Here is a 17796-nt window from a genome sequence, read left to right on the forward strand (position 1 = left end):
ACGGCCGGCATCCGCACGGGGTTGTACACCCGCGAATCACAATGGAGCATCAGACGATCCCCGCCTCCCGCGAGGCGGAGAGGCCGGTACGGTGCCCGGGATCCGCGCGGCCGCCAGAAGGCTCGCGGTGGAGGAATCCCTCCCCAGTGGGCCATGCATGGATCGAGCGCGGCTTGCGGACGCTCCCTGAGCGGCTGCGTAGGTGAGATCGGAGAGCGCTTGTCGGCGGTTTCGCGGTTTCGGAGAGTGGTCCGGGCCTCTGGCGCTCTGACCGCATACGTTCGCCGGGTTGATGATCGGGTACCGGATATCGAGTTCTGTCCGATGTCGGGCTGTGGCACGATGCCGCGATGATCACCTCAGCCGTACCACCCGTCGTTCCCGCAGGCCACATGGCCGAGCAGGAACAACCTGTGCTCGCTCTCCCCGGCGGTCTGGAACTGCGCCCCTGGCGCGCCGACGACGCGGACACCTTGGTGACTGCCGGCCAGGATCCGGCAATTCGCCGGTGGAACCTACTGGCCGTGGCCTCGTCCGCGGAAGCAGGCAGGCGTATCGAGCGCATGCACGAGCGCTGGCAGAACGAGCAGAGCGCGATATGGGCCATCGCCCACCCCGACGGCAGCCAGGCCGTGGGCTTGATCGGCTTGGGTGACGTCGATCTCGCTGGTGGCAGCGCCGAACTCCTGTACTGGATCCTGCCCGCAGGACGCGGCCGCGGTGTCATGGTCGAGGCCACGAAGCGCCTCAGCCAGTGGGCGTTCGACGACCTTGGGCTGCACCGGCTCCAGCTGTGCCACTCGATGGCCAACCCGGCATCGTGCCGAGTGGCGACCAGGGCCGGCTTCTCCGTCGAAGGCACGATGCGCAGCGCGCTGCTGCATGAAGACGGGTGGCACGACCAGCATTTGCACGCTCTGGTCCAGGGCGACATCTGACTGTTCCGGGGAGTCGGGCCACGGCCCGGAGCGGGCCTCCGCCCCAGCGGATACCTCTCTCGCTTCGGAAGACTTGAGCAGGCTGGGAGTACCCCCGGGCGGAGCCTGGGGGAGGACGGCCACCCGTCCGACAAGGGCCCAGACAGGCCAGGCCGATCTCGTTGAACCGGTGGATCACCTCCGGCACCGTGTCCTCGTCGGCCTGGACCAGTTGCAGCTTCTGCCCTTCCTGGTCGGTCAACCTGCGCACGCGGACCGGCTCGGCCACCACACCCCCAACGGCCAGACGGACGTCACGACACATCCAACCGCCACAACGGCCAACCCGGCGAACCTTCCCGGTCAGAGCACCAGCCATCTGGAATGTTGCTGAGAACTGGCAGCAGGCAGTTGCGTCGGAACCTGGGTGACGTCAAGCAAATGTTGACCGTAGGCTCTCGGTGAAAGGCAGGTGCGGTGGACATCACGGCGCAGTGGATCAAGACGTCGTGGACGAAGCAGTCTCGGGGCGGGGAGGCCGCTGCCCGCAGGAACGCGGCGCCGGTCGGCTTTTCGTTGCCTCAGGTGCCCTCCGGGTTTGCCCACTTCGTCCAGATGTCCGAGCGTGATGGTTTCGAGCCGCGTTCGAGCCAGAAGGACCTTCGCCAGATCGGTGTCAGCCTGCGGGACGAAGGCGATCGACTCCGAGTGCTCGCTCGTGTGGAGCCGCTCTTCGGGTTGCCGCCTCGGCCGCGCAGGCCGCCGGCAGTTCGACTGCTTCCCGGGCAGTGGGTTCGCTGGCAGTTGAACTACCGGTTCACCAGCGCCCTGGGAATCCGAGGTTGGTCGTACTGGCTCGACACGTTCAACATCGCTTACGGCCTCGTCGACCGGGATGTCTTCCTGTCGGAGCCGACCGTGATCGTCGATGAGTGCGGGCCTGTTCGATAGAGCAGGCGGACCGCGTTCAGACGGCTGCTCGTTCCGTTTGGACGCGGGTGGTGGCGAGGCGGTAGGAGCCGGTGCCGGTCTCGATGACGTTGCCGCCGAAGGTGAGACGGTCGACGATGGCCGCGCAGAGCCTGGGATGGCTGTACGCGGTCTTGACGGGGCGACGCGATTGCCCGTCGCTCTGAGTACCTGTTGGAGCCGAAGTGCACCGAAGTGAGTATGGATACTCATTCTGGAATCGCGGTCCCGTCAGGAGCATGGAGCGCACCACATCACATCTCTGGGGGCACTCGATGAACGCTCGTACCCTGGTGCGTCTGACCTTCGCCAATGTTGCTTCTGCTGTCTACCTGGGGCTCGTCGGTGCGTCCGTCGTGTTCGAAGTGACTGCTGCGCTTGTTTCGGATCCCGGGATCGTCGGGATATGGCCCTTCCTTCTCACCGCCCCCACCTCCTTGCTGGCAGCCGGGGTCGTCGGGGCGGTTTGGGGTATGGATGCGTCCGTCTGGTACCTGGTCAGTGGGGTCGTCATGAGTGCTTTGCTCCAGTCGTTCGCCCTGGGAGCGCTCCTGGAAGCTCTGCGAGGTCGGCGCCAGGGGTCCACCCGCCCGAGCCTCGGCTGAATTGTTTCGTTCGTCGCCAGGGCCTGTCCGGGCGATCATGCAGGTCTTGTGACGCCGATGGTGGGCCCTTCGCTACCCGCCGGCTGTCGCTGAATTGCAGAAGCCCGAGAGCCGGTCCGGGCCCGTTCAGTCGGCGTCGGGTCCCCGCTCCGCCGCGGCGTCGTAGGCGACACGGGCCTCGGCGACCGCGGACCGGTGCCGCTCGGCCCAGCCCACCAGCCCGGTCAGTGAGGTGTGGAGCTCCCAGGCCATGGGGGTGAGGCTGTACTCCACCTTGGGCGGCACGGTCGGATACACGGTGCGAACGAGCAGTCCGTCCCGCTCCAGCCTGCGCAGGTTGAGGGTGAGCATCCGTCGGCTGATGCCGTTGATGGCGCGTTCCAGTTCGGTGAAGCGGACCGGGCCGTGGGCGGCGGCGATCAGGATCCCGATGCTCCACTTGCCCGCCACGCGGTCGAGTACCTCGGTGACCGGGCAGGCTTCGTCCCTCAGCGCCTCGGCAACATGCGTGTGACTGCGTGACATAAATGTGCCTCCTTCCGCCGGCGAGCAAGGTTACCGACGATGGCTGCTGTAACAGGTCGTGAACCAAAGGAAGAAGGCATGTCCGTGCGTGCTCTCGTCGTCGATCCGTCCGCGCCCGCCGCTGTCCGCCTCGCCGAGGTTCCCGATCCCGTGCCCGGGCCGGGCCAGGTCCTGGTGGACGTCTCTCACGCCTCGTTGAACTATGGCGACCTCAACGACGCCCGCTCCGGTCGCGTCCCCGTGGGTGCAGTGCTTGGTTCGGACGCTGCCGGAGCGGTGGTTCAAGCCGCAGCCGACGGAACCGGTCCGGCGGTGGGGACCCAGGTGGTGGCCCTGACCTCGGGGGCGTTCGCTGAGCGCGTCGCGATCGACGTGGGTGCGCTTGCCGAGATACCGAAAAACCTGGAACCGGCGCAGGCGGTCGCCCTGCCGGTCGCCGGAGTGGCTGCACTGCGCTCGCTGCGGGCCGCCGGGCTCGGACCGGGCAAGAGGGTCAAGAGGGTGCTGATCACCGGCGCCTCCGGCGGAGTCGGCCGGTTCGCCGTCCAGCTGGCGGCGCGGGCCGGTGCGCATGTGATCGCGTCCGTGGGCTCGGCCACCCGCAGGGAGGGGCTGGCCGAGGCCGGTGCCGACGAGGTGCTGATCGGACTGGAAGGACTCCAGCGACCGGTCGACGTGGTCATCGACAGCGTCGGCGGCCCCCAGCTGGTGGCGGCGTGGAACCTGCTCGCTCCCGGAGGCAGCGTGCAGAGCGTCGGCTGGACATCCGAGGAGCCGGCGGTCTTTCCGCCGTATGCGACCGTCGGCCCGGCCAAATCGCTGACCTCTTTCGTCATCGAGGGCGACGCCGGCGCGGACCTGGCCGTTCTCACCGAGCTGGCCGCCGAGGGGGCCGTCACCGTCGAGATCGGCTGGCAAGGATCCTGGGACCGCTTCAATGAGGCAGCCGAGGCGCTTCGCGGGCGTCGGATCCCCGGAAAAGCGGTCCTGGAGGTGGCACGCGGTGAGCTGCACGCCCCGATACCTTCTCCGCAGGACTAGGGTCAGTCTTCAAACGGATCTTGCCCAGAGCAGGAATGACGCGAGACTGACCGCTGCTTCGTAGGAGGTGGCGGTCTTGTCATACCTGGTGGCGATGCCGCGGAAGCCTTTGAGCCGGTTGAAGCAGCGTTCCACGACGTTGCGTCGCCGGTAGGTCTGCCGGTCGAAGGCGGGTGGTCGGCCTCCTCGGCGGCCTCGGTTTCTGCGGTGTCGCTTCTGGTCGTTCTTCTCCGGGATGGTGCACGCGATGCCGCGTTTGCGCAGGTAGGTGCGGAAGCCGCGGGAGCTGTAGGCCTTATCGGCCACGACCTGGTCGGGCTTGCAGCGAGGACGCCCAAGTCCGTTCCGCGGGACGCGGATCCGTTCCAGGAGGGGGCGGGCGCAGATGCTGTCGTGACGTTGGCCGGGTGTCAGCAGGATCGCGAGGGGGCGGCCGCGTCCGTCGCAGGCCAGGTGGATCTTTGTGGTCAGTCCGCCTCGGGATCGGCCGAGGGCGTGATCGTCCGGTTCGTCCGGCCGGTGGCTCCCCTTTTTCGCCCGGTGGCGGCGGCATGCTGGTGGGCGCGGACGATGGTGGAGTCGATCTGGACGAGCCAGTCGATGTCGCCGACGGCATCCGCGTCGGCCTGGATCTGCTGGAGAGCTCGGGTGAACACGCCGTCCAGGGCGTAGCGGCGGAAGCGGGTGTAGACCGTCTGCCATGAGCCGTAGCGTTCCGGCAGGTCACGCCAGGAGATCCCGGTCCGGATCTTGTAGACCATGCCGTTGACGACCTGCCGGTCCGACACCCGCGGCCGCCCCGTCGAAGCCCGCGGTATCAGGGGAGCGAGTAACTCCCACTCCAGATCGGTGAGTTCATGGCGACGTATCACCCCACCATGATCCACCACCCGATGATCTTTGAAGACGGACCCTAGGACCTGTCTCCTTGGTGGCGTCAGCCGAACACTGTGGCGTGACCTGCCGTGCGAAGCTGTGAGCCATGGTGCCTGCGATCGTCCGCGGACTTGCTCTACCTGCCCAACTGGCGTCCCTCATCGATGTACTTCAGCGTGGCGCGTGGAAACAGGGCGGCCATCCCGCTCGAACTTCCGTGGCTCGACGCCGAACAGGCCGTGCTGATTGCCGTCACTCGCAACCCCGGTGATGACGGAGCCCTGGCACTCGACTACCGGTCTGACCCCTCGGACCCCCGCGTTGTCGGCAGTGATTTCTGGTCAGACCCAAACATGTGCCGATGGAGGGTTGTAATGCCCACCTTTTCGGACTTCGTCACAGCTTTGGGCCTGTAGCGTTCGGCATGTCACCGGTGACCTCGTACGCCCGCCCGTCCAGGGTGTCCACCACCGGGCCTCAGCCACGCTGTCCGGTGACGTCCGTCCGGGCGGCGTCGGAGAGTCCTGGCCCGGAACGGAGGCCGGCGGCGCGGTCGGCATCGTGGTGAAGGCCCCGGACAGGCGGTTCCCCTGGGCCTCGCCGGGGCCGAGCGGTTCGCCGCGCTCTGCGGGGCCTCTCCCGAGGAGCGTGTGGAGTTGCGCCGTTGGTGGGTCCTGGCAGCCACGCCACGCCACGCCACGGCATGGCATGACATGGCGCGGCACGGCGCGGCACGGCGATGATCACGCGTGTCCGATGCCGGGCGGGCACCGACGCCCCCGACGTCACGAGCACCGTGGCACCGGCCGCGTCCGGTGGTCGGCCGACGCGGCGCGAGTCGGCTCCGCATCCCAGGGCGTCATCTCAGGGACTGCCTGTTTTCGCAGGTCAACAGGGGTGAGACGATCTCATCGTCCCGGGGACGGTGGCGGCCGTTGCCGTGGGTCCCCGGCGTCCTGGAATCTGTGGGTGTCGCACCGGCCGAGGCGGCACGACCGCCCGCCGGCAGATATGACAACCACCACCCCGCGCCCGTGCACCGGGACACCTCTGTGCCCGTGCGGCATTCTGCACCTCGCGACACCCGCCGGTCCACGACGCGGAGAACACCCACATGCGGACCAGAGAAGGAAGCCACGCCATGAACAGGAACACCCCCGCCCGCCGTCGTCCGGGCCGCCGCGCGGCCATCACCGCCGGCCTCGTCCTGGCCCTCGGGCTCGGCGCGGTGGCGCAGGCGTCCGCCGCCGAACCGCGGTCGGTCGGCGGCAAGTTCGGCACCTCGGCCTCGGCCACCGCGCTCTCCGGCTCGGGAGATCCGCTGTCCGGCCGCCGGATGCTCAGGGTGCTGAAGTCCACGCTGCCCAAGGGCGGGAAGATCTCCGACCAGCAGAGCCAGGACGGCTACGCCGCGGTGGTCTGGGACGACGGCCGCGGCAAGAGCATGATCGGGGTGAACGCCCAGTACGACAAGGGCGACCTCCACATGGGCTGCGAGGGCCAGTACATCGAGTGCCAGGCGCTGACCCTGGCCGACGGCACCCTGGTGAAGCGGGCCAAGCGCGCGTCCGAGAAGGGCGGCTCCACCGTGGTGTGGCTGGTCGACACCCTCCACCCGGACGGCAGCCGGGTCGTCGTCCAGGAGGTGAACTCCTTTATCGAGGGCGGACCGGTGACGCGGCCCGAACCCCCGCTCACCCTCGACCGGTTGCAGACCATCGCGCTCGACTCCCGGTGGGTGGGCTGAACTCGAAGCACCGAACCCGAAGTACTGAGCCCGAAGTGCTGAGCCCGAAGTGCTGAGCCCGAAACGCTGAGCCCGAAGCGCCGTCCGGGACCCCTCCCGGACGCCAGGCGCGGTGCCGGCTCCGCTCAAGCGTGACGGCACGCGAGCGACATGGCACCGAAGCGGCGAAGGGGTCGGCCCGGGAGGCGGCAGCGCCCCCTCCGGCGGCAGCGCCGACTCCACCCCCCACAGCCGCTGACGTGCTTCCGTTCCATCGCCCGACCCGGCGAGGAACGGACATCGCCGCAGGAAGAGCCCCGGTCCGCCGGGGCTCCTCCCGTTTCCGGAATTCTCCCTTCCCACGCACAACCATTCCGCCGGCTCCGTTGTCACACCCGTGTCATAGGTTTCCGGAACCTGCCGCGCCCGGTGCGTCCCAACTCCCGGTGGTACGCGGTCTTCCACGGCTCATAGGGACTTGAACCACTTTGCGCAATCGCAGAATCTCCACCGCGACGGCACTCGCCGTCCTCTTCAGTTCCGTGGCGCTGACGGGTCTGGGGGCCACGGCCGCCCACGCCGACGGCCACACCGTCCTGCCCGTCACCTCCGTCGCCGACGTCGTCGTGGACAGCGTGCACCACCGCGTCTTCGTCAGCGACCGGGCCGGCGGCAAGGTCGTCGCCACCGACTACGGCGGCAACGTCGTCGGGACGGTCGGCTCGCTGCCGGGGGCCAACGGCCTGGAACTCTCGGCCGATTCGCAGACGCTGTACGTGGCGGTCACGAGCAGCGACGAGATCGCGGCGATCGACACGGCCGGCCTCACCGAGTCCGCCCGCTACTCGACCGGCACCGCCGACGCCCCGACGAACCTCGCCCGCACCGGCGGCAAGCTGTGGTTCGGCTACGGCACGGCGGCGGACGGGAACATCGGCTCCCTCGACCTCTCGGGCCCGGAGCCCGTCCTCGCCGTGGCCCAGGACAGCAGCAGCCGCTGGTACTACGCGCCCCGGCTGGCGGCCAACCCGGCCGCGCCCGGCGTGCTGGCCGCCGCCGTGCCGGGTCTCAGCCCCGCCACCGTGGTGACCTATGACGTCTCCGGCCCCGACGCGCCCAAGCTCATGGCGCAGAGCCGCGAGGCCGGCAGCAACCTGCGCGACCTCGCGGTGACCCCCGACGGCAGCCAGGTCGTCACGGCGAGCGGTTCGCCCTACGAGCACCAGGTGCTGTCCGCCACCGACCTGAAGAAGGTCGGCAGCTACCCGACCGACGCCTACCCGAACGCCGTCGACATCGCCGCGGACGGCACCGTGGCCGCGGGCATCGACGGCTCGTACGAGCCCGACGTCTACATCTTCAAGCCCGGCACCACCCAGCCGGTCCGGAAGTACGACTTCGCCGACACCCGCACCGGCACCCTGGTCCCGGACGGTCTGGCCTGGGACCCGGACGGCGACCACCTCTTCGCGGTCACCGGCAGCGGCGGCACGTACCACCTCAACACGCTGGACGCGCCGACCAAGGCCGCCACCACGGTCACGGTGAGCGCGCCCGAATCGGTCGTCCCCGGAAAGTCCCTGACCGTCACCGGGAAGATAACCAGTGGCGACGCGTTGCCGGCCGGTACGTCGTTGACGGTCACCCGTACCGACGCGCAGTCGCCGTCGGGCAAGGCGCTGGACGCGGTGACGACCGACGAGGACGGGACGTTCTCCTTCAGCGACACCCCGTCGGTCGAGGGCGATGCGAAGTACACCGTCTCCTACGCGGGTGACGCCGGCCATGCCCCGGCGTCCGCCTCGCGGACCGTGGCCGTCGCCCGCAACGCCACCACGATCACGGTGAGCGCGCCCTCCTCGGTCGTTCCCGGAAAGTCCCTGACCGTCACCGGGAAGATAACCAGTGGCGACGCGTTGCCGGCCGGTACGTCGTTGACGGTCACCCGTACCGACGCGCAGTCGCCGTCGGGCAAGGCGCTGGACGCGGTGACGACCGACGAGGACGGGACGTTCTCCTTCAGCGACACCCCGTCGGTCGAGGGCGATGCGAAGTACACCGTCTCCTACGCGGGTGACGCCGGCCATGCCCCGGCGTCCGCCTCGCGGACCGTGGCCGTCGCCCGCAACGCCACCACGATCACGGTGAGCGCGCCCGCCACGGTCACCCTCGGCAAGTCGCTGACCGCCACCGGCAAGGTCGACAACACCGACGCGCTGCCGGCCGGCACGGTGCTCACCGTCAAGCGCACGGACCCGGGGTCGTCGTCCGGCAAGGCCCTGGCCTCGGTGACGACCAGCGCGGACGGGACGTTCTCCTTCACCGACACCCCGCCGGCCGAGGGCGACGTGAAGTACACCGTCTCCTACGCGGGCGACGCGACCCGCCTCGCGGGTTCGGGATCCGACACGGTGACCGTCTCCCGGGCCGCCACCACGCTGAGCCTGAACAACAACGGCAACGTGTACTCCTACGACAAGGACGTCACCTTCACCGCGCACCTGGGCTCGACCTACAAGAACCGCACGGTGGAGATCTGGGCCGACCCCTACGGCTCCGACAAGCCCAACAAGCTGCTGAAGAAGACCACCGTCAACTCCAGCGGCAACCTCTCCGCCGTGGTCGACATGAAGCGGGACACCACCGTCACCGCGGTCTTCGCCGGTGACGCCCGCACCGCCCCGAAGACGGTCAAGGTCACCGCGTACGCCAAGGTGAGCGTCTCCACGTCGCTGGCGAAGTACTACAAGACGGGCAAGATCGGTTCCGGCTCGACCTCGTACTACTGGTACCGCAAGACCGTCGGCCCGGTGTTCACCACCACGATGAGCTACTACTCGGGCCGTAAGCACCGGCTGGACATCGACGTCTACATCGATGGCGAGTGGCAGCGCGGCTACGAGAAGTTCTTCAAACTGAACAGCAGCGGCAAGAGCGTCATCGACCTCGGCGCCTCCGACGAGGCGGGCCTCCGCGTCCGGATCCGGTCGGCCTACATCAACGGCTCCTCCGGCGACGACGTCAACTCCACCACCTACGGCTCCTGGAAGTACATCTACTTCACCAAGTGACCCACGGTCCCGGACCGTCCGCCAGAAGCCCCGAGCCGCCCGTCGGCCGGGGCTTCCGGCCTCGTGCCCCGGCAGGATCCGAAACCGCTCCCCGTGGTTGCCCGCAACCGATCACTCGTTCACCGCGTCCAGTCCAACTGGTACGGGAGGAGGAAGCGCATGAAGAAGTCGGCTGTCTCGCTCGGCAGCGGCCTGCTGGTCGCCGGGATCACCGCGGGGGTGTGGTGGAACTGGTTCCACGAGCCCTATGCCCTGGCCGACGCGCCCAGGGTCGACGTGACCGTGCGCGCGGAGAAGTCCAGGTACCCCGACGTGCAGGAGACGGCCGAGGACGTCGACACTCTCGTACGGGTCTACGTGCAGCGCCTCAAGGACGGAGACGCGAAGGGAATCGCCGAGCTGGCCGGGCCCGCTTACGAACGACCCGGGCCCACCGCGGCCGAGTACGTGCGCGAGTACGGCCGGGCGGCCGGCGGTCCCGTCGAAGTCACCGTGCTGGAGGGAGCCGTCCCCTACTTCAACCCGGTGACAGTGACGTACGAACGAACCGGTCAGCGGCAGGAGTTGCTGCTGGTGAAGGACGACGGGCACTGGTGGATGGGCCTCGGTGACGGCGACCCCGCGGCGGGCTCGTGACGACGACCGCGGGAAACGCCCTTTGAGGCGCGGTCCCATCTTCACCGGGTCGATCACAGGCCGCTGTCGACAGCGGCCGACCCGCCCCGGAATTCGGCTGTGCTCCGCTTTTCCGCCTCGGCCGCGTCAGTCCGCGACGTAGTTGACGTAAAGGTGACCGCTCTCGTCGTCGAACACGCTGACGTTCAGGTCCGGCGGGTCGACGCCCTTGTACTCCCCCACAGGCGGACCAGCCGATCGGCCCCTTTCTCGCTGTAGTACGGGGCGTTCGCACGGATCGTCGCCGCATCCGGCGCCGAACTGTCCACCCTGGGCACCCCCTTCCACGGTTCACCGTGACCGTCGAGCACTTGCGGAACTCGATCGTCTTCGGGAGTGCCACGAACGGCTCGGTGTCCGCCGCGTACGGGAGGGGGGACCGCCGGCCTCTTGGCATGTGCGACAGCGGCCCACGCGGGCCGGTCCGGAACCACCGGCATCGGGACGTTTCCGACGCTCCGTCAGGACGCAACGGGCCAAGGACGTTTGCGTCCATCCGTTTCCTCTTCCAACCCGCGTGACCTGCGACGAAAGTAGTTCTTGCCACCGAGCGCCACACCCGGAACGGCCTTCACAGCTGCACCTGCAGGGCAGCTGTCCAGACCACGGATGTGCCTTCGTGCGCTCGACTCACACACCGCAGGAGAAATCATGAAGCTGAGCCATGCCATCCGCCGCACCACCGCCACCGTGCTCGCCGTCGGCGCGATGTCCCTCGGCATGGTCGCCACGACCGCCGGAGCCGCACACGCCGCCGCGTCGTGCAGCGGCGACGTGTCGATGTACGGCACGCTGTCCGACGGCCGGCTGACGTACACGCAGATCGCGCCGGACACCGGCAACCGCGTCAAGACGCTCACCGGCCCGAACCTCGGCTTCACGCCCAAGGCGATGGCGGCCCTCAACTTCAACACCGTCCTGGTCACCTCGACCACCGGCGACCTCTACCGGGTCGACGTGCAGACGAACAACACCTCCCTCACCCTCGCGGGCGTCACCAAGATCTGGGACGGCGGCTGGACCTTCGACAAGCTGGTCTACGACGGCGCCGGCCACCTCTACGGGACGGTCGACGGCCAGCTCCACCAGTACCTGGTGTCGCAGGCCAAGCCCGCGGGGTCGGCCCACATAGGCCAGCACGTCGTGATCGACTCCGGTTTCGTCCTCAAGACGCTCGCCGCCGCGGGCGACGACCGCATCGTCGCCTCCACCGCGGACGGCCGGCTGCTCAGCTACAAGATCAACGGAGTGGGCGACTGGGACCGCACGGTCCTGAAGTCGAGCGGCTGGTCGGCGGTGGACTCGCTCTCCTCGCCGGGCGGCGGCCTCTACTACGGCCGTACCAACGGCGGCCTGTACTGGTACTCCGACGCGGACCCGACCGACGGTGACGGCAGCGACATCGCGTACCACTCCGACGACCCGGTGGACGCCTCCGGCTGGACCCAGAGCCTGCTGTCGGCCTACGCGAACAACTGCTCCTACGTGGCACCGGCCCCGGCGGAGTCCGTGCAGGGCGGCACCATCTCCCGCAACGAGGTCATCGCCCGCGCCAAGAACTGGTACACCCGCAACGTCCCCTACAGCCAGAGCGCCTACGCCTCCGACGTCGACGGCGACCACACCTACCGCACCGACTGCTCCGGCTTCGTCTCCATGGCCTGGCACCTCACCACCTCGCTGACCACCGAGACCCTCCCCAGCGTGGCCACGCAGATCAACAAGGCCGACCTGCGGCCCGGCGACGCGCTGAACGACTACTCCGAGCACGTCGTCCTCTTCGCGGGCTGGAAGGACCAGGACGCGGGCAGCTTCTACTACTACGCCGAGGGCAGCACGGCCACCGACATGAACTACGACACCGCGAACATCAACAGCGGCAACATCGGCGGCCACCCGGGCTCGGACTACGTCGCCCTGCGCTACAAGAAGATCGCCTGACGCCCCGCCCCCGCCCGACACCCCGAAGGTCCCGCCGGTCCCCGGCGGGGCCTTCGGGCGTTCCCGGCCCGGAACGGCCTCGTCACCGGCCGCGTCCACCTCCCGGCCCACGCCGAAAAGGGCGGCGCCCCCTCTGATCGAGGGGGCGCCGCCCTTTTCGGCTCCGTCGGCATCAGTGCCGGACCGGTACCGGAAGTCCGCCTGCCAGAAGTCCTGCGCGCCGCACGGGGAGCCGTAGCGGCCGTCAGTGGCGGTGGAGGGCCTACTGCCAGCCGGCGTCCGTCGGAGCGACCTGCCAGCCGGCGTCACCGGCGAGAACGGAGGAGGCCGGAACCGCGTCCGTCGTGGACCGGTGGGTGACCACCGGGGCGGCGAGAACCGCGGTGACGACGAGAGAGGAGACCGCGGCGACCTTGGCGATTCGGGTGCGAAGCATGGCTGTTTCCGTTTCTTCCGGGACGAGATGCGGTGTCCGGTCCGCCGTCGCGCCCCGCGGTGGCGCTCTGCTCGGCCGGTGTTCAATAGGTTCGTCGCAGCTCAGGCCCGTGAAAAGGGTTCACGGATGGACGGAAGCGGCCTTGGACCGATGCGTCCACGCGGGCCGCTTCGGTCCACCGTCCGCGGTTCGAGGGCCGGCGGCATCAGCGGCACCCCCACGCCGGTCGGCCGTGCCGTGGACAACTGCGTCACGGAGAAGGGCGGTCGGCGGGCGGTCCGGACGGCCCGTTCCTCATGTGCTGCGGCAGTCCTTCGCCGGACGGTAGTTCCGGACATGTGCGGACCCGATGCACACGTTCCAGGGACTCAACAGGATTCGTGAGCAAGTCGACTTGTGGCATGGTCAGTTGGGGTCGTGGCCGCTTTGGTCCTGCCCCTGTGACGATCCCTCGTCCTCTGCGAAGATCATCGTCGGACAGGGGAGGAACCGTGCAGGAAACTGGGGGGATCGGATGCTGACCGCTCTTGGACTCGACGCCGCCGCGGAGGCGGTGTACCGCGCCATGCTCAGACATCCGGCCGCCGGTGTCGCGGCCCTCGCCGACGCCGTGGAGCTGTCCGGGGAGGAAGTGCGCCACGCCCTCGACACGTTGAGCGAGTTGGCCCTAGTGCGTCCCGCCGCCGGGGACGCGGGCCGGCTCCGGGCCGTCTCCCCGGACATCGGCATGGAGATCCTGATGCGCCGTCAGCAGGCGCAACTGGCCGCCCAGCAGCAGCGTCTCGAATCCTCGCGGGCCGCCGCGGCCCAGCTCATCTCCGAGTACGCCGAGCTCCGTCCGGCCACCAGTCATCCCGGGGTGGAACACCTGGTCGGCCTCGACCGGATACGCGACCGGCTGGCCGTGCTCACCCGCGAGGTGCGCGAGGAGTTCCTGGCCTTCGCCCCGGGCGGACCGCAGACCGCGGAGAACATGGCGGCCTCCCGGCCGCTCAACGAGGACCTGCTCGGCCGCGGGGTGCGCATGCGCACGATCTACCTCGACAGTGTCCGTACCAACCGGCCCACCGTCGAACACGCCACCTGGCTGACCCGGCTGGGCGGCCAGGTCCGCACGGTTCCCTCCCTGCCGACCCGGATGATCATCATGGACCGGCTGACCGCCATGATCCCGGTCAGCAGCGACGACACCGCCGCGGGCGCCGTCCTGCTGACCGGCCAGGGCACGCTCACCGCCCTGTGCGCGCTCTTCGAGACCACCTGGGAGGCCGCCCAGCCGCTCGGCGAGACCGTCCCCACCGACCCGAACGGGCTCACCGGCCAGCAGGCGACCGCCCTTAGGCTCCTGGCCGAGGGCCACACCGACGAGGCGATCGCCAAACGGCTCGGGGTCTCGCACCGCACGGCCCGGCGGATCGCCTCCGAGCTGATGGAGCGCCTCGACGCGCGCAGCCGTTTCGAGGCCGGCGTGCGCGCCGTCCAGCAGGGCTGGCTGCCGACCCGCCTCTGAACCGCCACCCGCGCGAAGGCGCCTCCGGTTCTCGGATTCCCGGAGGACCTTCGCGCCCCGGGAGGGATCCGAAGGGAAGGCCGCATCCCGGTGTCCCGTCGGTTAATGGACGGGAAATTGAATTCGCCTGCGGGAGTCCTGCGGAATTCCGCTACAACCACCGCTCGGGGTGCGGTGTCCAAACGGGTGAACAGAAACACGATCCCCGCACGCAACTGCGGGCTCACGACTCGACCGCTGCCCGCCGTGACGACGGCGGCGGTGACGACGTACGGGCCGGTGCCTTTCCCCGCCGGGCCCGATCACCATCCGTTCCCCGAAGGGCCATTTCCGCATGCGCACGTTAAGGACCATCGCCTCCACCGCTTCTCTCGCGCTCGCGCTCGGCGGAGGCGTGTTCGTGGCGTCCACCGCCCAGGCCGCCGCGAGTCCGGCCTCCATCGGCCGCACCTCCTGGGGCCAGTTCCGGTACCAGGCCGCCGCCGGACAGGCCAACGACCTGAGAGTGACCGCGAAGAAGGCCGACGCCCACTCCGAGGACTACTACTTCCTCCTCATCACCTTCCGCGACAGGTACGACATCACCCTCTCCACGGACAAGTGCCGCTATCCGTCGGCGACCGACCACAAGGTCGTCGAGTGCACGGAGGCGGTCGGTGTGGGGGGCACCGGCGACGGGGACGACTTCGACGCCTACCTCGGTGACGGCAACGACACCGCGACGGTCACCGGAACCACGCTGAACTCGGTCTACGGCGGCAAGGGCAACGACGTCCTCAAGGGCAACGGCGGCTCCAAGCTGTACGCGGAGGACGGCAACGACCGCGTCGACGGGGGCGGCGGCGTCTACGGCGAGGGTTCGTCCGGCGGCGCGGGCAACGACACGCTCACCGGCTGCGACTCCAGCTGCCACGGCGGTCCCGGCAACGACGTCCTCTTCGGCACCGCCTCGGGACAGGACGACGGCCTGTACGGGGACGACGGCAACGACGTCGTCCACGGCGGCTCCGGTGCCGACCTCCTCTCCGGCGGCCGCGGCAACGACAAGCTGTACGGCGACGCCGGCAACGACACGATCTACGGCAACACCGGCAACGACCTGCTGCACGGCGGCGCGGGCACGGACACGCTCTCCGGCGGCGCGGGCACCGACAAGGTCCACCAGAACTAGAGCCGGGACCTGGCGGGCCCCCGGGGCCCGCAGAGGGGCGTGAGCGGACACGGCCCCTCACGCCCCAGTCCCCTCACGCCCCGGCCCCTCACACCCCAGCCTCACGCCTCACCCGGTCGGCCGGAACTCTTCGCTCCGCCTCCCGCGTTCTTCCTGTGTGACCCTTCAGCAAGAAATCGTCGGCAACGCCATGCAGATGGCGGTCGTCAACCTGCGCCTCGGCCAGACCGTGTACTGCGAAGCGGGAAAGTTCCTGTTCAAGACGGTGAACGTGACCATGGAGACGCGGCTTTCCGGGCCGTCGGGCGCCGGTGGCGGAGGTCAGCAGGGTGGCGGGGGCGGCATGGGCGGCATGCTGCGCCAGGCCGTGGGCACCGCCATGCAGGCGGGCCAGCGCGCCCTCGCGGGCGAATCACTGGCGTTCCAGTACTTCACGTCGACGGGCGGCGAGGGCACCGTCGGTTTCGCGGGCGTGCTGCCCGGCGAGATGCGCGCCCTGGAGCTCGACGGCACCCGCGCGTGGTTCGCCGAGAAGGACGCCTTCGTGGCAGCCGAGTCGACCGTGCAGTTCGGCATCGCCTTCCAGGGCGGCCGGACCGGGCGCAGCGGCGGCGAGGGATTCGTCCTGGAGAAGTTCACCGGCCACGGCACGGTGATCATCGCGGGCGCGGGCAACTTCATCGACCTGAACCCGGCCGACTTCGGCGGCCGCATCGAGGTCGACACCGGCTGTGTCGTCGCCTTCGAGGAGGGCATCCGGTACGGCGTCCAGCGCATCGGCGGCCTCAACCGGCAGGGGCTGATGAACGCGGTCTTCGGCGGCGAGGGCCTGTCGCTGGCCACCCTGGAGGGCGACGGACGGGTGATCCTCCAGTCCCTGACCATCGAGAGCCTCGCCAACGCCCTGAGAAAGGCCCAGGGCGGCGACAAGCAGGGCCCGACGGGCGGGCTGTTCTCGTCCGACGCGGGGTGAGCCCTCGGCCCGCACGGACGCAGGGGCACGGCACCGGGTGACTTTCGGCGCGGAGCGATGAGTTGCGGGCACCGGTGGGGTCTGCCCTGATGACAGCAGACCCCACCGCAAGGAAGCAGGCACCGCCATGGGCAAGCTCACCCTCACCGCGTTCGTCAGCATCGACGGAGTCCACCAGGCGCCGGGCGGTCCCGAGGAGGACCCCAGCGGCGGTTTCACCCAGGGCGGCTGGAGCGTTCCCTTCGGTGACGACGACTTCGGGCGCTTCGTCGTCGACAACTTCTCCCACGTGGACGCGTTCCTGCTGGGCCGGCGCACGTACGAGATCTTCGCGGGCTACTGGCCGAAGATGACCGACCCGGCCGACCCGATCGCCTCCAAGCTGAACTCGCTGCCCAAGTACGTCGCCTCCTCGACCCTCACGGACCCCGCCTGGGAGGGCACGACGGTGATCACCGGTGACCTCGGCAAGGAGGTCACCGCTCTCAAGGAGCGCACCGAGGGCGAGCTCCAGATCCACGGCAGCGCCGTCCTCTCCCAGTCCCTGTTCGCGCTCGGTCTGATCGACACCCTGCACCTGATGACCTTCCCCGTGGTGCTCGGTGAGGGCCGCCGCCTCTTCGCCGACGGCGCCGCCCCCACCGCGTTCCGGCGCACCGGCGGCACGGTCACCGGCTCGGGCGTCGCGATCAACACGTACGAGCGTGAAGGCCGTCCGACGTACGGCAGCTACTAGCCACTGGCTGCGGGGTGTCGTGTGTCGTCCCGGTCGGAGCGGTGGCTGGGACGACACGAGGCGGCGGGGCCGGACGGGTGTGGTTCCGGGGCTTGTGGGGGGCGCGTGATGGTGCCGCGCGACAAGTTAACTCCCGGAAAATTCATGGGACTTGGCGATGGAAATCGGTTGTCTTGTCATTGACATGCCAGACTCTACGCGCGTCATTCTAGGGTCATGAGATTCCCCCCACGAACCACCCGCATCGGCGCCCTCGTGGCCCTCATGTCCGCCCTGCTCGTCGGTGGCACCGCCGTGGCTCCGGCCAACGCGGCGGCGGCCTCCGTCGGCAGCATCTGTTACGGCGCGCTGCCGTCCCAGGCGTACGACACGCTGGACCTGATCGACTCGGGAGGCCCCTTCCCGTACTCGCAGGACGGGGCGGTCTTCCAGAACCGGGAGGGTGTCCTGCCCGCCCGGTCGACGGGGTACTACCACGAGTACACGGTCAAGACGCCCGGCTCCTCGACACGAGGTGCCCGTCGCATCGTGACCGGCAGGAAGACCCTCGAGGACTACTACACCGCGGACCACTACGTCACCTTCAAGCTGATCAACTTCGGCTGCTGATCCGGGCTGCCGGAC

Annotated in this window: 16 protein-coding genes and 2 pseudogenes; 13 read left to right on the top strand and 5 right to left on the bottom strand. The window is 69.2% G+C overall.

The genetic code is table 11. The annotated features are described in order from the left end of the window. The first annotated feature begins 350 nt into the window (after positions 1-350). Entirely contained in the window at positions 351-938 is a 588-nt protein-coding gene (locus ACICHK_RS31335) for a GNAT family N-acetyltransferase (protein ID WP_406839508.1), read from the top strand. A gap of 112 nt (positions 939-1050) precedes the next feature. On the opposite strand, the pseudogene ACICHK_RS31340 reads toward ACICHK_RS31335, so the two are convergent. Then, positions 1051-1206, bottom strand: a pseudogene (locus tag ACICHK_RS31340) (IS630 family transposase); the annotation flags it as partial. A gap of 188 nt (positions 1207-1394) precedes the next feature. On the opposite strand from ACICHK_RS31340, the gene ACICHK_RS31345 reads away from it, so the two are divergent. Beyond that, on the top strand, positions 1395-1868 hold the full coding sequence (locus ACICHK_RS31345; RefSeq protein WP_406839509.1) for a hypothetical protein: 474 nt from the start codon (positions 1395-1397) through the stop codon (positions 1866-1868). 16 nt (positions 1869-1884) lie between these two features. Here the strand turns inward: ACICHK_RS31345 and ACICHK_RS31350 are convergent. Then, positions 1885-2013 (bottom strand): annotated as a pseudogene (locus tag ACICHK_RS31350) (AAA family ATPase); the annotation flags it as partial. 112 nt (positions 2014-2125) lie between these two features. On the opposite strand from ACICHK_RS31350, the gene ACICHK_RS31355 reads away from it, so the two are divergent. Next, positions 2126-2491: an SCO4225 family membrane protein gene (locus tag ACICHK_RS31355; RefSeq protein ID WP_406839510.1), complete on the top strand. Its 366-nt coding sequence runs from the start codon at positions 2126-2128 to the stop codon at positions 2489-2491. A gap of 126 nt (positions 2492-2617) precedes the next feature. Here ACICHK_RS31355 and ACICHK_RS31360 read toward each other — a convergent pair whose 3' ends face one another. Beyond that, on the bottom strand, positions 2618-3016 hold the full coding sequence (locus ACICHK_RS31360; protein WP_406839511.1) for a winged helix-turn-helix transcriptional regulator: 399 nt from the start codon (positions 3014-3016) through the stop codon (positions 2618-2620). Between the two features lie 78 nt (positions 3017-3094). Between ACICHK_RS31360 and ACICHK_RS31365 the strand changes: the two genes are divergently transcribed. Continuing rightward, positions 3095-4057: a zinc-binding dehydrogenase gene (locus ACICHK_RS31365; RefSeq protein WP_406839512.1), complete on the top strand. Its 963-nt coding sequence runs from the start codon at positions 3095-3097 to the stop codon at positions 4055-4057. 9 nt (positions 4058-4066) lie between these two features. Here the strand turns inward: ACICHK_RS31365 and ACICHK_RS31370 are convergent. Beyond that, a protein-coding gene (locus ACICHK_RS31370; RefSeq protein ID WP_406841360.1) for an IS5 family transposase occupies positions 4067-4926 on the bottom strand; the annotation gives its coding sequence in 2 pieces (ribosomal slippage) (positions 4067-4560 and positions 4560-4926; 861 coding nt in all). Positions 4927-6074: 1148 nt separating this feature from the next. Here ACICHK_RS31370 and ACICHK_RS31375 point away from each other — a divergent pair. The 4 genes from ACICHK_RS31375 (at position 6075) to ACICHK_RS31390 (ending at position 12346) form a co-directional block, all read left to right on the top strand. Further along, positions 6075-6680: a hypothetical protein gene (locus ACICHK_RS31375; RefSeq protein WP_406839513.1), complete on the top strand. Its 606-nt coding sequence runs from the start codon at positions 6075-6077 to the stop codon at positions 6678-6680. A 467-nt stretch (positions 6681-7147) separates the two neighbouring features. Beyond that, positions 7148-9730 (top strand): hypothetical protein, encoded by a 2583-nt coding sequence (locus ACICHK_RS31380; protein ID WP_406839514.1) that lies wholly within the window; start codon positions 7148-7150, stop codon positions 9728-9730. A 159-nt stretch (positions 9731-9889) separates the two neighbouring features. After that, a complete protein-coding gene (locus ACICHK_RS31385; RefSeq protein ID WP_406839515.1) occupies positions 9890-10366 on the top strand; it encodes a hypothetical protein in 477 nt (158 codons plus the stop codon). Positions 10367-11056: 690 nt separating this feature from the next. Next, a complete protein-coding gene (locus ACICHK_RS31390) occupies positions 11057-12346 on the top strand; it encodes a hypothetical protein (protein ID WP_406839516.1) in 1290 nt (429 codons plus the stop codon). A gap of 262 nt (positions 12347-12608) precedes the next feature. Here ACICHK_RS31390 and ACICHK_RS31395 read toward each other — a convergent pair whose 3' ends face one another. Next, positions 12609-12782, bottom strand: coding sequence for a hypothetical protein (locus ACICHK_RS31395; RefSeq protein WP_406839517.1), 174 nt, complete (start codon positions 12780-12782; stop codon positions 12609-12611). 514 nt (positions 12783-13296) lie between these two features. Between ACICHK_RS31395 and ACICHK_RS31400 the strand changes: the two genes are divergently transcribed. The 5 genes from ACICHK_RS31400 (at position 13297) to ACICHK_RS31420 (ending at position 17781) form a co-directional block, all read left to right on the top strand. Then, positions 13297-14292, top strand: a complete 996-nt coding sequence (locus ACICHK_RS31400) for a helix-turn-helix domain-containing protein (protein ID WP_406839518.1) — start codon at positions 13297-13299, stop codon at positions 14290-14292. 334 nt (positions 14293-14626) lie between these two features. Further along, positions 14627-15463 carry a calcium-binding protein gene (locus tag ACICHK_RS31405; protein WP_406839519.1) on the top strand — a complete coding sequence of 279 codons (837 nt, stop codon included), beginning with the start codon at positions 14627-14629 and terminating at the stop codon, positions 15461-15463. Positions 15464-15620: 157 nt separating this feature from the next. Next, positions 15621-16436, top strand: coding sequence for an AIM24 family protein (locus ACICHK_RS31410; RefSeq protein WP_151473813.1), 816 nt, complete (start codon positions 15621-15623; stop codon positions 16434-16436). Between the two features lie 127 nt (positions 16437-16563). Continuing rightward, positions 16564-17172 carry a dihydrofolate reductase family protein gene (locus tag ACICHK_RS31415; protein WP_151473812.1) on the top strand — a complete coding sequence of 203 codons (609 nt, stop codon included), beginning with the start codon at positions 16564-16566 and terminating at the stop codon, positions 17170-17172. Between the two features lie 216 nt (positions 17173-17388). After that, positions 17389-17781, top strand: coding sequence for a ribonuclease domain-containing protein (locus ACICHK_RS31420; RefSeq protein WP_406839520.1), 393 nt, complete (start codon positions 17389-17391; stop codon positions 17779-17781). Positions 17782-17796: the final 15 nt, after the last annotated feature.

The organism is Streptomyces sp. AHU1 (assembly GCF_045343905.1).
Lineage (GTDB): Bacteria > Actinomycetota > Actinomycetes > Streptomycetales > Streptomycetaceae > Streptomyces > Streptomyces triticiradicis.

Bases quoted from the DNA above. Each gene is read 5' to 3' on its own strand.
- ACICHK_RS31390 (WP_406839516.1), top strand. From the start codon at position 11,057: ATGAAGCTGAGCCATGCCATCCGCCGCACCACCGCCACCGTGCTCGCC.
- ACICHK_RS31360 (WP_406839511.1), bottom strand. From the start codon at position 3,016: ATGTCACGCAGTCACACGCATGTTGCCGAGGCGCTGAGGGACGAAGCC.
- ACICHK_RS31375 (WP_406839513.1), top strand. From the start codon at position 6,075: ATGAACAGGAACACCCCCGCCCGCCGTCGTCCGGGCCGCCGCGCGGCC.
- ACICHK_RS31405 (WP_406839519.1), top strand. From the start codon at position 14,627: ATGCGCACGTTAAGGACCATCGCCTCCACCGCTTCTCTCGCGCTCGCG.
- ACICHK_RS31415 (WP_151473812.1), top strand. From the start codon at position 16,564: ATGGGCAAGCTCACCCTCACCGCGTTCGTCAGCATCGACGGAGTCCAC.
- ACICHK_RS31400 (WP_406839518.1), top strand. From the start codon at position 13,297: ATGCTGACCGCTCTTGGACTCGACGCCGCCGCGGAGGCGGTGTACCGC.
- ACICHK_RS31395 (WP_406839517.1), bottom strand. From the start codon at position 12,782: ATGCTTCGCACCCGAATCGCCAAGGTCGCCGCGGTCTCCTCTCTCGTC.
- ACICHK_RS31355 (WP_406839510.1), top strand. From the start codon at position 2,126: ATGGAGCGCACCACATCACATCTCTGGGGGCACTCGATGAACGCTCGT.
- ACICHK_RS31420 (WP_406839520.1), top strand. From the start codon at position 17,389: ATGAGATTCCCCCCACGAACCACCCGCATCGGCGCCCTCGTGGCCCTC.
- ACICHK_RS31385 (WP_406839515.1), top strand. From the start codon at position 9,890: ATGAAGAAGTCGGCTGTCTCGCTCGGCAGCGGCCTGCTGGTCGCCGGG.
- ACICHK_RS31335 (WP_406839508.1), top strand. From the start codon at position 351: ATGATCACCTCAGCCGTACCACCCGTCGTTCCCGCAGGCCACATGGCC.
- ACICHK_RS31365 (WP_406839512.1), top strand. From the start codon at position 3,095: ATGTCCGTGCGTGCTCTCGTCGTCGATCCGTCCGCGCCCGCCGCTGTC.